Consider the following 14,307-nt stretch of genomic DNA (forward strand, 5'->3'; position numbering starts at 1 on the left):
AGGCCATCGAGGCCGTCTCCGGCCGGGAGCCTCCGGCCCCGCGGCCGGTCCCCCGTCCTGCGCAGGGCGGCTCGCCACTGCGCCGTCCCCCTCTGACGACTGACCCGCGCCCGTCGACGGTGTGCGCCGGGGCGCGGTGACGGCCGGTCGAGTGGTGCGTGGGTGCACGCGGTCGCCGGCTACGAGGGCTGCGGAGGCCCCGCCGTCCACTCCCGGGACCGCGCCGGCTCGCGGGCTGTCCACAACCGGGGGAGGGTGGGGACACCGCCGACCGCCGCGTCGTCGCAGGCCTCGAGGCCGGTCGGGCACCCCGCCGCTGTCGACAGGTCGCCGAGTTGTCCCCAGGGATGTGCACACCCTGGGGAGATCGTGACCCGGCCGAGACCGGAGGACCGCGGCGGCCCCGGTGCGGGGGACTCGTCCCCAGGCCACTCCCCAGGTGTGCACGGAGCGTCACGCGACCGTACCGACCTGCGCTTTCCCGCCTCCCCGCGGCCCTCGTCCACCGCCGCGCCGGGCACGTCCACCGCGGCCCGGCGGCGACCTGGGCACGGACTGGGGATCGGAGGTGGGGGAGCAGGGGACAGGAGGTGGACTGCGGCCGCTCGGTGTGCACACCCGTCGAGATGTCCACGTGTCGACAACAGGAGACGGTCGGTTCCCCACAGTGGACCAACATGTCGACTTCCGGCCTGACCTGCGCGAAGGGGCTCGATCCCCAGCTTCCACACCGGTGATGACGGAGATGAGGGAGTTAGATCCAGGATTTCTCGAACCCCAGTAGGGGTGGGGAAGCGCGGGCTGGAGGGCCTGGAGCGGACAGCGGGGCACCTGATCGGGTCCCGGGTTCCCCGATGCCCGCACCGACGGGCACGATGAACCGCGCAGGACGCACCGAGCACCGTCCCCGGGCTGCACGGACACCGGGGAGCACAGGTGCGCAGACGACAGCAGTGGACCGTGCAGAGCTGGGGTGGGTCGGTCATGGAGTTCCGGGTGACACGCGAGGTGCTCGCCGATGCCGTCGCGTGGACGGCGCGCAGCCTGCCGCCGCGCCCGTCGGTGCCGGTGCTCGCCGGCATCCTGCTCGAGGTCGACGGCAGCCAGCTGTCGGTCTCCGGCTTCGACTACGAGGTCTCCGCGCGCGCGGAGGTCGACGTGCAGGCGAGCGAGAGCGGCCGGACGCTGGTGCCCGGCCGGCTGCTCGCCGAGATCACCCGCGCGCTGCCCCCGCACCCGGTCGACGTCCGCGCCGAGGGACCCCGGCTGTCGATCACCTGTGGCAACGCGCGGTTCAGCCTGCCGACCCTGCCGGCCGAGGACTACCCCTCGCTGCCGTCGATGCCCTCCTCGGCGGGGGTGGTCGACAGCGACGTCTTCGCCGAGGCCGTCGGCCAGGTCGCCGTCGCCGCGGGCCGGGACGACACCCTCCCGATGCTCACCGGCGTCCGGCTGGAGATCGACGACGACCGGGTGACCCTGGCGGCCACCGACCGCTACCGGCTGGCGGTGCGCGAGTTCGCCTGGCGCCCGGAGACGCCGGGGCTGTCGGCCGCCGTCCTGGTGCCCGCCCGCACGCTGGCCGACGCCGCCCGCACGCTCACCAGCGGCCCGGAGATCGTCGTCTCGCTGTCCTCGGGCGGCTCGGGCGAGGGCATCCTGGGCCTGTCGGGCAAGGACCGGCAGACCACCACCCGGCTGCTCGACGCCGAGTTCGTCAAGTACCGGGCGATCATGCCCACCGAGTCCAGCGCCAACGCGACGCTGCCGGTCGTGCAGTTCACCGACGCCGCCAAGCGCGTCGCCCTGGTCGCCGAGCGCGGCACCCCGCTGCGCTGCGAGTTCACCCCCGGTCAGGTCACCCTGCGCGCCGGCGGCAGCGACGACGAAGGGCAGGCCGAGGAGCGCTGCGACGTCGACTTCGACGGTGACCCGCTGACCATCGGCTTCAACCCGACGTTCCTGCTCGACGGGCTGGCCGCGGTGCACACCGGCCGGGCGCGGATGGACTTCACCAGCCCGCTCAAGCCCGCCGTCCTCTCCGGGGTCGAGGACCCGGCCACCGACGACGCGGACGGCGCGCAGGCCGCCGCGGACCGCCCGGGCAGCTACCGGTACCTGATCATGCCGGTGCGCCTTCCCGGCTGAAGAAGGACCCTCCTGCCCCCCGCCACTCGCAAGCTCGCGGCGGGACCCTGCAGGAGGGCCGGAGGTGTCCCGGGCCGCCGGGCCGGGCACGGCACACCCCGGGCACCCGCAGCGGTGCGTGCGCCCGCCTGCGACGACGACGCGTGACGAGAGGACGAGACCGTGCAGCTGGGGCTGATCGGGCTGGGCAAGATGGGCGGCAACATGGCCGAGCGGCTGCGCCGCGCCGGTCACGAGGTGGTCGGCTACGACCGCTCGCCCGGCAAGCGGGACGTCGACAGCCTCGAGGCGCTGGTCGGTGCGCTCTCGGCGCCGCGCGTGGTGTGGGTGATGGTGCCCGCCGGGGAGCCGACCCGGCAGACGGTGCGGGACCTCGGTGAGCTGCTCGAGGCGGGGGACGTCGTCGTCGACGGCGGGAACTCGAAGTTCACCGACGACAAGGAGCACGCCGAGCACCTCGGGCAGAAGGGCATCGGCTACGTCGACGCCGGCGTCTCCGGGGGCGTGTGGGGCCTGGAGAACGGCTACGCGCTGATGGTGGGCGGGTCGAAGGAGGACGTCGCCAAGGTGCAGCCGGTCTTCGACGCGCTCAAGCCGCCGGCGCCGACCGACGAGTCGGGCGAGGCCATCCCCGGCGCCGGGTTCGTGCACGCCGGCCCGGTGGGCGCCGGCCACTACGCGAAGATGGTCCACAACGGCATCGAGTACGCGCTCATGCAGGCCTACGGCGAGGGCTACGAGCTGCTGGCCGCCGTCGACCTGGTCGAGGACGTCCCGGGCGTCGTCGCCTCGTGGACCCAGGGGACCGTCATCCGCTCCTGGCTGCTGGACCTGCTGGTCCGCGCGCTGCAGGAGGACCCCACCCTGGAGAAGATCAGCGGCTACGCCGAGGACTCCGGCGAGGGCCGGTGGACGGTCATGGAGGCCATCGACCACGCCGTCCCCATGCCGGCGATCGCCGCGTCGCTGTTCGCCCGCTTCTCCTCGCGCCAGGACGACTCGCCGACCATGAAGGCCGTCGCCGCGCTGCGCAACCAGTTCGGCGGGCACGCGGTGCACGCCGTCCGCGCGCAGGAGGTCGAGCGCCCCGCGTGAAGAAGGACCTCCGGGGTCGGGCCTGAGGTGTACGTCCGGCACCTGCAGCTCGTCGACTTCCGCAACTGGGAGAAGGTCGACCTGGCGCTGCGCCCGGGCCCCACGGTGGTCGTCGGCCGCAACGGGGAGGGCAAGACCAACCTCGTCGAGGCCGTCGGCTACCTCGCGACGATGAGCAGCCACCGGGTGTCGGCCGACGCCCCGCTGGTCCGGCACGGCGCCGCGCAGGCCGTCGTCCGCGCGGCACTGCGCCGCGAGGACCGCGAGCTGCTCGTCGAGGTGGAGGTCAACCCGGGGCGGGCCAACCGGGTGCGGGTCAACCGGGCCGCGCTGCCGCGCCCGCGGGAGCTGCTCGGCCTGGTCACCAGCGTGCTCTTCGCGCCCGAGGACCTCGCCCTCGTGCGCGGCGACCCCGCCGAGCGGCGCCGCTTCCTCGACGACCTGCTGGTCAGCCGCACCCCGCGGCTGGCCGGGGTGCGCAGCGACTACGAGCGGGTGCTCAAGCAGCGCAACGCGCTGCTCAAGACCGCCCGGATGGCGCGCGGCGACGCGCTGGCCACCCTCGACGTCTGGGACGCCCACCTCGTCGACCTCGGCGGCCAGCTGCTCGCCGCCCGGCTGGCGCTGGTCGCCGACCTCGCACCGCACGTGGCGCGCGCCTATGCCGCGGTGGCGGGACCCGGCGCGGCCCCGGCCGGTCTCGGGTACGCCAGCAGCGTGCCCCTGGCCGGGAACGGGACGCCCCTGACCGGGGGGACGGCGACCCCGCCGGTGGCCGAGCTGTCGGCGGCGCTGCGCGAGCGGGTGGCCGAGCGCCGGCGCGACGAGGTCGACCGCGGCGTGACGCTGGTCGGCCCGCACCGCGACGACCTGGTGCTGCACCTGGGCCCGGCACCGGCCAAGGGCTTCGCCAGCCACGGTGAGTCCTGGTCGCTGGCGCTGGCGCTCAAGCTCGGCTGCTTCGCGCTGCGGCGCGCCGACGGCGAGGAGCCGATCCTGGTCCTGGACGACGTGTTCGCCACCCTCGACGCCGGGCGGCGGGCCGCGCTGACCGACGTCGCCCGGTCGGCCGAGCAGACGCTCATCACCGCGGCCGTCCTCGACGACGTGCCGGAGGAGCTGAGGGGAGCCCGCGTGGAGGTCTCCGGGGGGACGGCGACGCTGGTGGAGACGGTGCCCGGTGGCTGAGGACCGGCCGGCGCGGCCCAGCGACATCGCCCGCGCGGCGCTGGAGGCGGCCCGCGCCGCCTCGGCGGCCCGTCCCGCGCCCACCCGCCGCCGGGTGGCCGGCCCCCGCCGGAAGTGGACCGGCCCGCGGCCCGGCGACGACGACCCGCAGCCGCTGGGCCGGCTGGTCGACTCGCTGGTCAGCACGCAGGACTGGACCGAGCAGACCCGCGTCGGCGCGGTGTTCGGCCGCTGGTCGGCGCTGGTCGGCCCCGACATCGCCGCGCACTGCCGTCCCGAGACGCTTACCGAGGGCGAGCTGCTCGTCGTCGCCGAGTCCACCGCGTGGGCCACCCAGCTGCGGCTGCTGGCCCCGACGATCCTGGCGCGGCTGCGCGCGCAGGTGGGCGGGGACGTCGTGACCCGGCTGCGCGTTGTCGGACCGACGGCCCCCAGCTGGAAGAAGGGCCCGCGGTCGGTCCGCGGGCGGGGGCCCCGCGACACGTACGGATGAGGACGGTGCCCCGATGAGCAGCCCGCACGACCGCGACGACGACCGCGACGACGACCGCGACGACCGCCCCGGCGACAGGGCCGAGGGCTGGTCGGAGCCGGTGCACCTCGGCAAGGGCGACCGCGCGCCCGCGCCGGGGGAGGGCGGCGGGTCGGGCGCCTGGCAGCCGCCGGGCTGGGACCTGCCCGCGGCCGAGCCCGAGCGCCGGACCGAGGAGCAGCCGCCGGCGCCGACCGGCCCGGTCGTGGGCCGGGGCGGCCGGCCGCGGACGCCGTCGGTGGCCGAGCAGGTCTTCGCCTACCGCGGCGACACCGTGGGCGCGCAGGGCTGGGCGCTGCAGCACGGCTGGACCGTCTCCGACGGCACCGCGCCGGAGGACGCCGTCCTCGCCGAGCTGGTGGCCACCGCCCCGGTGCGCACCGCCAAGGAGCACCGCGCCGCCGGGGTGATGCGGGGCCGGGCCGGGGCGGTGGACCTCGTCGCCTTCGACGTCGTCTTCGTCGACAAGCGGCGGACCGTGCCCCAGTGGGCGGTCACCGCCGCCCCGGTGCTGCTGCCGCTGCCGGGCCTGCGGCTCTCCCCGGCCCGGTTCTGGCGGCACCGCACCGGCGGCCTGGTGCCGCTGCCGAGCGGCGACGAGGCGTTCGACGCGCGCTGGGTGCTGCTGGCGGCGGTGCCGGACGAGGCGAGCGGTGCGGCCGCGCGCCGGCTGGTGGCCGACCCGGTGGTGCGCGGCCTGCTGCTGGGCACCGACGACGGCGACGAGTTCTGGACCGCCGCCGGCCACCTGGCCGCCGTCCGGCCCGACGGCCACCGGCCCGAGCTGCTGGAGCACCACGCGCGGCTGCTGGCCGCGATGGTCGCCGCGCTCGCCGGCGCGGCGTGAGCCCGGGGCGGGCGTGACCGACCCCGGCGGGGCGCCGCCGGCGGCGGGGCTGCGCGAGCTGCTGCCGCTGGTCCGCCCGCACCGCCGGCCGCTGCTGCTGGCCGCCGGGCTGTCGCTGGTGGCCGCGGCCGCGGCGCTGGCCCAGCCGGCGCTGACCGGCCGGGTGATCTCCGCCGTGGGCGCGGGCCGGCCGCTGCTGCCCGCGGTCGCCGCCCTGGTGCTGGTCCTGGTGGCGGGCGCGGTGCTCAACGCCGTGCAGTCCTACCTGCTGCAGCGCACCGGCGAGGGCGTCGTGCTCACCACCCGCCGGACGCTGGCCGACCGGCTGCTGCGGCTGCCGGTGGCCGAGTACGACCGCCGTCGCACCGGTGACCTGATGTCCCGGGTCGGTGCCGACACCACGCTGCTGCGGGCCACGGTCACCTCCGGTGTGGTCGAGGTGGCCGGCTCGGCGGTGGTCGCGGTCGGAGCGCTGGTGGCCATGGCGCTGGTCGACGTGTGGCTGCTGCTGGTCACCGTGGGCGCGGTCGCGGTGGGGCTGGCCGTGGTGGTGACCTCCAGCCGGCGGGTGCGGCGGCTGTCGCGGCAGGCCCAGGAGGAGGTCGGCGCGATGACGGCGGCCGTCGAGCGGGCGCTGTCGGCGGTGCGGACCATCCGGGCCAGCGGCGCGACCGCCCGGGAGGTGGCCGGCGTGGGCGACAGCGCCGGGCGGGCCTACCGGGCCGGCGTCTCGGTGGCGCGGGTGCAAGCGCTGGTGCAGCCGGCCGGCACGGTCGCCGTCCAGGGGGCCTTCCTCGCCGTCCTCGGGCTCGGCGGGTACCGGGTGGCCACCGGCTCGATCGCCGTCGCCGACCTGGTCGCGTTCATCCTCTACCTGTTCCTGCTGGTCATGCCGCTGGGCCAGGCGATCGGGGCGTGGACGCAGCTGCAGACCGGGCTCGGCGCGCTGGCCCGCGTGCAGGAGGTGCTGGCGCTCGAGCCCGAGCGCGCGGAGGTCGCCGAGGTGGGCACCGCGACGACGGCGCCCCGGACGGCGGCACCGGGCGTCCCGCTGCTCGAGCTCGACGACGTCTCCTTCGCCTACCCCGACGGCACCGAGGTGCTGCGCGGCGTCTCCCTCACCGTGCCGGCCGGCAGCCGGGTGGCGCTGGTCGGGCCCTCGGGGGCGGGCAAGTCGACGGTGCTGGCGCTGGTCGAGGGCTTCTACCCGCTGTCCGGCGGCACGATCCGGTGGGCCGGCACCGACGTGCGCGAGCTGCCGCGGGCGGCGCTGCGCGCGCAGCTGGGCTACGTGGAGCAGGAGGCGCCGGTGCTCGCGGGCACCGTCCGCGAGAACCTGCTGCTGGCCGCCCCGCACGCCGCCGACGACGAGCTGTGGGCGGTGCTGGCCGACGTCGGCCTGACCGGGGTGGTGCAGCGCTCGCCCCGCGGGCTGGACGTGCCGGTCGGCGACGAGGGCGTGCTGCTGTCGGGCGGCGAGCGGCAGCGCCTGGCCATCGCCCGGTCGCTGCTGGCCCGCCCGGCGCTGCTGCTGCTCGACGAGCCCACCGCCAGCCTCGACGCCCGCAACGAGGGCCTGCTGCGGGAGACGCTGGCCGCCGCGGCCGCCGACCGGGCGCTGCTCGTCGTCGCCCACCGGCTGTCCACCGTGCTCGACAGCGACCAGATCGTCGTCCTCGACGCCGGCCGGGTGGTCGCCCGCGGCACCCACGACGAGCTGGTGGAGACCAGCCCCCTCTACCGCGAGCTCGCCACCGCCCAGCTGCTCGTGTGACCCGCGCGACGATCAGGTGACCTGATCATCGCGCGTCCCACCCGAGCGCCCACGGTCCGGTGGGACGCGCTGCGGTGCGGTAGGACGCGGTCGGCCAACCAGCGGGGACGGCAGGGGGGGCACCGAGGTCCGCCCAGCCCCCGGGCCGCAGCGAAGGTGAGCCGTCCCGCGCGGGACGGGGGACCGGCCGCGGGGCCGGAGGCTCCCGGCCGGGACGCCGTGGTCCGGCTCAGCGCTGGTCGGGGACGGCTCGTGAGCGCGGTGCGGTCCGGTAGGACCGCGGTGTCATCGCTACGCGGCGCGCTTGGTCGCCGCCCGCTCGTCGCCGCCCTCGAGCGCCTCGGCCGCGCGGCAGATGTTGCGGATCATGCTGCCGAAGACGATCCCGTGGAACGGCGAGACGCTCCACCAGTACAGCTGCCCGGCCAGGCCCAGCGGGTGGAATGTCGCCTTCTGCCGCAGCCGGGTGCGCCCGGCGTCGCTCCGTTCCACGTGGAACTCGAGCCAGGCCAGCCCCGGCACCCGCATCTCCGCGCGCAGCCGCAGCAGCCGGGCCTCCTCCAGCTCCTCGACCCGCCACCAGTCGAGGGCGTCGCCCACGTAGAGGTCCCGGGGGTCGCGCCGGCCGCGCCGCAGCCCGACGCCGCCCACCGCGCGGTCCAGCCAGCCGCGCACCTCCCAGGCCAGCGGGAAGCTGTACCAGCCGGTCTCCCCGCCGATGCCCTCGACGACCCGCCACAGCGCGTCCGGCGAGGCGTCGGTCTCCCGGGTCCGCTCGTCGAGGTAGAGGCTGCCGCCGGCCCAGTCGGGGTCGCTGGGCAGCGGGTCCGACGGCGCCCCGGGCACCGAGGCGCCGGTCCACCGCGTGTCGACGGCGTTGTCGCGGACCTTGAGCACCGCCAGCCGCACCGCCTCGTCGAAGCCGAGCAGCCCCTCCGGGGGGTCGGGCACGTACCGCGCGATGTCGTGCTCGGAGCAGACGACGGTGTTGCGCAGCGACTCCACCAGCGGACGGGCGATCGAGGCGGGCACCGGGGTGATGACGCCGACCCAGTGGCTCGACAGCGACGCCGTGAAGATCGGCACCGGCAGGATCCGCCGCCGGGGCAGGCCGGTGACCTCCGCGTAGCGCTGCATCATCGTCGCGTAGTCCATGACGTCGGGACCGCCGATGTCGAAGCAGCGGTGCACGTCGGGCGGCAGCGTGGCGCAGCCGACGAGGTAGCGCAGCACGTCGCGGATCGCGATCGGCTGGATGCGGCTGTGCACCCAGCGCGGCGTCACCATCACCGGGAGCCGCTCGGTGAGGTAGCGCAGCATCTCGAACGAGACCGATCCCGAGCCGATGACCACCGCCGCCCGGAGCACGACCGTGGGCACGCCCGAGCCGAGCAGGACGCGCGCCACCTCGGCCCGGCTGCGCAGGTGCGGGGAGAGCTCCTCGTCGTCCGGCTCGAGCCCGCCGAGGTAGACCAGCCGGCCCACGCCCGCCTCCCGCACCGCGCGCGCCACCACCTCGGCGGTCCTCCGGTCCTTCTCCTCGAACGACGGCCCGACCCCGAGCGAGTGGACGAGGTAGTAGGTGACGTCGACGCCCTCGCACGCGCGCCGGACCGCCTCGGGGTCGGTGGCGTCGCCCTCGGCGATCTCCACCCGGTCGCTCCACGGCACGTCGCGGAGCTTGCGCGGCGACCGGGTGAGCACCCGCACGCGGTGCCCGGCGGCCAGCAGTTCCGGGACGAGGCGCCCGCCGACGTAGCCGGTGGCGCCGGTGACCAGACAGGTGAGTGCACGCTCGGCGGGCTGCATGTCGACCAGTCTGGGAGCCCGTCGCGGACGGCGCCGTCCGGTCGACCCGTCCAGCGTCCCTGGACGGGCGTGTCGACCCCTCACCCAACACGGGTGGTGCAGCCGGTACCTCCAGTGGCGCAGCGACGCCGTCAGGGCGTGGACGGCGTCGTTCCTGTCGGTGCACCCGGTAACATGGAGGCCAGGAATCCCCAGCATCCGGCTCAGCGGCGCTGTGCGCCCCCGGGACCCCTCCCGCAGGGAGGCCCCCGTGCGCCGGCAGCGTGACAGAAGGGCCCCACGTGGTCGCTCGACCGAAGACCGAGAACTCCTACTCCGGCAGCTCCATCACCGTCCTCGAGGGGCTCGAGGCGGTCCGCAAGCGCCCCGGCATGTACATCGGGTCGACCGGTGAGCGCGGCCTGCACCACATGGTGTGGGAGGTCGTCGACAACTCCGTCGACGAGGCGCTGGCCGGCTACTGCGACACGGTCCGGGTGACCCTGCTGGCCGACGGCGGGGTGCGGGTCGAGGACAACGGCCGCGGCATCCCGGTGGACGTGCACCCGGTGGAGAAGCGGCCCACCGTCGAGGTGATCATGACCGTCCTGCACGCGGGCGGGAAGTTCGACGGCAAGAGCTACGGCGTCTCCGGTGGCCTGCACGGCGTCGGCGTCACCGTCGTCAACGCGCTGTCGACGCGGCTGGAGGTCAGCGTCTGGCGCGACGGCACCGAGTGGCGGCAGTCCTACGCGGAGGCCAAGCCCGGCCCGCTGGAGAAGGTCGGCCCGACGACGAAGCAGGGCACGTCGATCACCTTCTGGGCCGACGGCGGCATCTTCGAGACGACGACCTACTCGTTCGACACGATCGACCGCCGGCTGCAGGAGATGGCCTTCCTCAACGCGGGCCTGACCATCGTCCTGCGCGACGAGCGCCCCGGCCACGGCAAGGCCGAGACGGGCCTGGGCGAGGAGTCGCTGGCCACCCTGGCGGCCCCGGTGGAGGCCGACGAGGAGGCCTTCGAGCCGACCGAGGTCACCTACCGCTACGCCGGCGGCCTCGTCGACTTCGTCGCCCACCTCAACCGGCGCAAGACCCCGATCCACCGGTCGGTCATCGGCTTCTCCGCCGAGGGCACCGGGAAGAACGACATGGCCATGTCGGTCGACGTCGCGATGCAGTGGTCCGACGCCTACTCCGAGTCGGTGCACACCTTCGCCAACGTCATCAACACCCACGAGGGCGGCACCCACGAGGAGGGCTTCCGCGCGGCGCTCACCTCGATCGTCAACCGGTACGCGGTGGACAAGAAGCTGCTCAAGGAGAAGGACGACAAGCTCACCGGTGACGACATCCGCGAGGGCCTCGCGGCGATCGTGTCGGTGAAGCTCGGCGACCCGCAGTTCGAGGGGCAGACCAAGACCAAGCTCGGCAACACCGAGGTCAAGGGCTTCGTGCAGCGGATCTGCAACGAGCAGATCGGCCACTGGTTCGAGGCCAACCCGACCGAGGCGAAGACGATCATCACGAAGGCCGCCTCGGCGGCCCGGGCCCGCCGCGCCGCGCAGGACGCCCGCAAGCTGGCCCGCAAGAGCCTGCTGTCGGTCAGCGGCCTGCCGGGGAAGCTGGCCGACTGCCGCTCCACCGACCCGCGCAACTCCGAGGTCTACATCGTCGAGGGCGACTCCGCCGGCGGCTCGGCCAAGTCCGGCCGCGACTCGATGTACCAGGCGATCCTGCCGATCCGCGGGAAGATCATCAACGTCGAGAAGGCGCGCATCGACCGGGTGCTCAAGAACACCGAGGTCCAGTCGATGATCACCGCATTCGGCACCGGCATCCACGACGAGTTCGACATCTCGAAGCTGCGCTACCACAAGATCGTGCTGATGGCCGACGCCGACGTCGACGGCCAGCACATCAGCACGCTGCTGCTGACCCTGCTGTTCCGCTTCATGCGCCCGCTGGTCGAGGGCCAGTACGTCTACCTGGCCAAGCCCCCGCTCTACAAGATCAAGTGGGGCGGCAAGGTCGGCGACGAGTACGCCTACAGCGACAAGGAGCGCGACGCGGTAGTGCGCGCCGGCGTCGAGGGCGGCCGCAAGATCAAGGACGAGATGATCCAGCGGTTCAAGGGGCTCGGCGAGATGAACGCCAGCGAGCTGTGGGAGACCACGATGAACCCCGAGACGCGGATCCTGCGGCAGGTCACCCTCGAGGACGCCGCCGCGGCCGACGAGATCTTCAGCGTGCTGATGGGCGAGGACGTCGAGGCCCGCCGCAGCTTCATCACCCGCAACGCCAAGGACGTCCGGTTCCTCGACGTGTGAGCGAGGACCCCCTCGCCCCCCACGCCCGCCCGGCGTGGGAGCCGGCGAGGGGGCCGGCCGTCCCCCTCCTGTGCCACCCACCAGAGAGACCTGACCAGTGACCGAGACACCAGCCCGCGACCGCGTCGAGGCGGTCGACCTCCAGCAGGAGATGCAGCGCAGCTACATCGACTACGCGATGAGCGTGATCGTGGGCCGTGCGCTGCCCGAGGTCCGCGACGGGCTCAAGCCGGTGCACCGGCGGGTCCTGTTCGCCATGTACGACCAGGGCTTCCGCCCCGACCGCGGATACGTCAAGTGCGCCCGCCCGGTCGCCGAGGTGATGGGCAACTACCACCCGCACGGCGACTCGGCGATCTACGACGCCCTCGTGCGGCTGGCCCAGCCCTGGTCGATGCGCTACCCGCTGATCGACGGCCAGGGGAACTTCGGCTCCCCGGGCAACGACCCGGCGGCGGCCATGCGCTACACCGAGTGCCGGCTGACGCCGCTGGCCATGGAGATGCTCGCCGGCATCGACGAGGAGACCGTCGACTTCCAGGGCAACTACGACGGCCGCACCGAGGAGCCGGTCGTCCTGCCCTCGCGCATCCCGAACCTGCTGATCAACGGCTCCGCCGGCATTGCGGTCGGCATGGCCACCAACATGCCGCCGCACAACCTGCGGGAGGTGGCCGAGGCCGTCTTCTGGATGCTCGACCACCCGGACGCGGAGCCGGAGGAGGCCCTCACCGCGTGCATGGAGCGGATCAAGGGCCCCGACTTCCCCACGCACGGCCTGATCGTCGGCCGCGAGGGCATCGAGGACGCCTACCGCACCGGTCGCGGCTCGGTGCGCATGCGCGCCGTCGTCACGGTGGAGGAGGACTCCCGCGGGCGGGTGCAGCTCGTCGTCACCGAGCTGCCCTACCAGGTCAACCCGGACAACCTCGCCGAGGCGATCGCCGAGGGCGTGCGGGAGGGCCGCCTGCAGGGCATCAGCGAGATCGCCGACGAGTCCAGCGACCGCGTCGGGCGCCGGCTGGTCATCACGCTGCGCCGGGACGCCGTGGCCAAGGTCGTGCTGAACAACCTCTACAAGCACACCCAGCTGCAGACGTCCTTCGGCTGCAACATGCTCTCCATCGTCGACGGCGTGCCGCGCACGCTGCGGCTCGACGAGCTGGTGCGCAACTGGGTCCTGCACCAGATCGAGGTCATCCAGCGGCGCACCCGCTACCGGCTGCGCAAGGCCGAGGAGCGCGCGCACATCCTGCGCGGCTACGCCAAGGCCCTCGACCAGCTCGACGCGGTCATCGCGCTCATCCGCAACAGCGAGTCCGCCGACGCCGCGCGCACCGGCCTGATGGAGCTGCTCGACGTCGACGAGATCCAGGCGGTCTCGATCCTCGACCTGCAGCTGCGCCGGCTGGCGGCCCTCGAGCGGCAGCGGATCCTCGACGAGCTGGCCGAGATCGAGGCCCGCATCGCCGACCTCCAGGCCATCCTCGAGTCCCCCGAGCGGCAGCGGCAGATCGTCCGCGACGAGCTCGCCGAGATCGTCGCGAAGTACGGCGACGACCGGCGCACGCAGTTCGTCGCCAACGACGGCGACGTGTCGATGGAGGACCTCATCGCGGAGGAGGAGGTCGTCGTCACCATCACCCGCACCGGCTACGCCAAGCGGACCAAGAGCGACCTCTACCGCTCCCAGCGGCGCGGCGGCAAGGGCGTGATGGGCGCCCAGCTCAAGCAGGACGACCTCGTCGACCACTTCTTCGTGGGCTCCACCCACGACTGGATCCTGTTCTTCACGAACAAGGGCCGGGTCTACCGGGCCAAGGCCTACGAGCTGCCCGAGGCCAACCGCACCGCCCGCGGCGCGCACGTGGCCAACATCCTGGCCTTCCAGCCCGACGAGAAGATCGCCCAGGTCATGCAGATCAAGGACTACGGGGTGGCCCCGTACCTGGTCCTGGCCACGGCGAACGGGCAGGTGAAGAAGACCCGGCTGGCCGACTTCGACTCCCCGCGCAGCGGCGGCGTCATCGCCATCAACCTGCGCGAGAGCGACGAGCTGGTCGGCGCCGCGCTCATCGACCCCGAGCAGGACCTGCTGCTGGTCACCCGCAAGGCGATGTCGATCCGGTTCAAGGCCGACGACGCCACGCTGCGGCCGATGGGCCGGGCCACCGAGGGCGTGCGCGGCATCTCGCTGAGCGCCGACGACCAGCTGCTGTCGATGATGGTCGTCGAGGAGGGCGTCGACGTCCTCGTGGCCACCGAGCGCGGCTTCGCCAAGCGCACCGGCATCGAGAACTACCCGCCGCAGGGCCGCGGCGGCAAGGGCGTCCTCACCGCCGACCCCAAGGCGCGCAAGGGCAACCTGGTCGGCGCCCTGGCGGTGCGCCTGGGCGACGAGCTCTACGCGATCACCTCCGGCGGCGGCGTCATCCGGACCCCGGTCAACGGCGTGCGCCACAACAAGGACCGGGCCACCATGGGTGTCAAGCTCATGAACTTGCCCGAGGACGTGACGATCGTGGCGATCGCCCGGACGACGGACAACGACGAGCCCGCCGCCTAGGGTGAGGGTGGGAGCACGGTGGGTCGTGGCCGCGGG

9 protein-coding genes are annotated in these 14,307 nt (G+C 74.2%); 8 read left to right on the plus strand and 1 reads right to left on the minus strand.

Going from position 1 to position 14,307, the window contains the following annotated elements; genetic code table 11:
* Nucleotides 1-936 precede the first annotated feature (936 nt).
* From dnaN to BLQ97_RS20095, 6 genes are all read left to right on the plus strand, one after another.
* On the plus strand, nt 937-2,148 hold the full coding sequence (gene dnaN, locus BLQ97_RS20070) for a DNA polymerase III subunit beta (RefSeq protein ID WP_245692523.1): 1,212 nt from the start codon (nt 937-939) through the stop codon (nt 2,146-2,148).
* Nucleotides 2,149-2,310: 162 nt separating this feature from the next.
* Nucleotides 2,311-3,243: a phosphogluconate dehydrogenase (NAD(+)-dependent, decarboxylating) gene (gene gnd, locus BLQ97_RS20075; RefSeq protein ID WP_091368168.1), complete on the plus strand. Its 933-nt coding sequence runs from the start codon at nt 2,311-2,313 to the stop codon at nt 3,241-3,243.
* Between the two features lie 27 nt (nt 3,244-3,270).
* Complete coding sequence (gene recF / locus BLQ97_RS20080; RefSeq protein WP_091368171.1) at nt 3,271-4,431, plus strand: DNA replication/repair protein RecF; 1,161 nt, start codon at nt 3,271-3,273, stop codon at nt 4,429-4,431.
* On the plus strand, nt 4,424-4,924 hold the full coding sequence (locus tag BLQ97_RS20085; protein WP_091368174.1) for a DciA family protein: 501 nt from the start codon (nt 4,424-4,426) through the stop codon (nt 4,922-4,924). The genes recF and BLQ97_RS20085 overlap by 8 nt, the downstream gene beginning before the upstream one ends.
* 13 nt (nt 4,925-4,937) lie before the next feature.
* The gene (locus tag BLQ97_RS20090) at nt 4,938-5,810 is read left to right on the plus strand and encodes a hypothetical protein (RefSeq protein ID WP_091368177.1); all 873 of its coding nucleotides are present in this window, start codon (nt 4,938-4,940) and stop codon (nt 5,808-5,810) included.
* A 13-nt stretch (nt 5,811-5,823) separates the two neighbouring features.
* Nucleotides 5,824-7,584 carry an ABC transporter ATP-binding protein gene (locus BLQ97_RS20095; protein ID WP_091368180.1) on the plus strand — a complete coding sequence of 587 codons (1,761 nt, stop codon included), beginning with the start codon at nt 5,824-5,826 and terminating at the stop codon, nt 7,582-7,584.
* A 291-nt stretch (nt 7,585-7,875) separates the two neighbouring features.
* On the opposite strand, the gene BLQ97_RS20100 is transcribed toward BLQ97_RS20095, so the two are convergent.
* A complete protein-coding gene (locus BLQ97_RS20100; protein ID WP_091368183.1) occupies nt 7,876-9,393 on the minus strand; it encodes an SDR family oxidoreductase in 1,518 nt (505 codons plus the stop codon).
* 281 nt (nt 9,394-9,674) lie between these two features.
* Here BLQ97_RS20100 and gyrB point away from each other — a divergent pair, with 281 nt between their 5' ends.
* Nucleotides 9,675-11,705 (plus strand): DNA topoisomerase (ATP-hydrolyzing) subunit B, encoded by a 2,031-nt coding sequence (gene gyrB, locus BLQ97_RS20105; RefSeq protein WP_091368186.1) that lies wholly within the window; start codon nt 9,675-9,677, stop codon nt 11,703-11,705.
* A gap of 97 nt (nt 11,706-11,802) precedes the next feature.
* Entirely contained in the window at nt 11,803-14,271 is a 2,469-nt protein-coding gene (gene gyrA / locus BLQ97_RS20110) for a DNA gyrase subunit A (protein WP_091368188.1), read from the plus strand.
* Nucleotides 14,272-14,307: the final 36 nt, after the last annotated feature.

Origin of the sequence: Geodermatophilus telluris (assembly GCF_900102745.1) — a bacterium.
Taxonomy (GTDB): Bacteria; Actinomycetota; Actinomycetes; order Mycobacteriales; family Geodermatophilaceae; genus Geodermatophilus; species Geodermatophilus telluris.

What these genes read in the sequence shown, in the direction of transcription:
- BLQ97_RS20090 (WP_091368177.1), top strand. Translation starts at nt 4,938, where the DNA reads ATGAGCAGCCCGCACGACCGCGACGACGACCGCGACGACGACCGCGAC.
- BLQ97_RS20100 (WP_091368183.1), bottom strand. Translation starts at nt 9,393, where the DNA reads ATGCAGCCCGCCGAGCGTGCACTCACCTGTCTGGTCACCGGCGCCACC.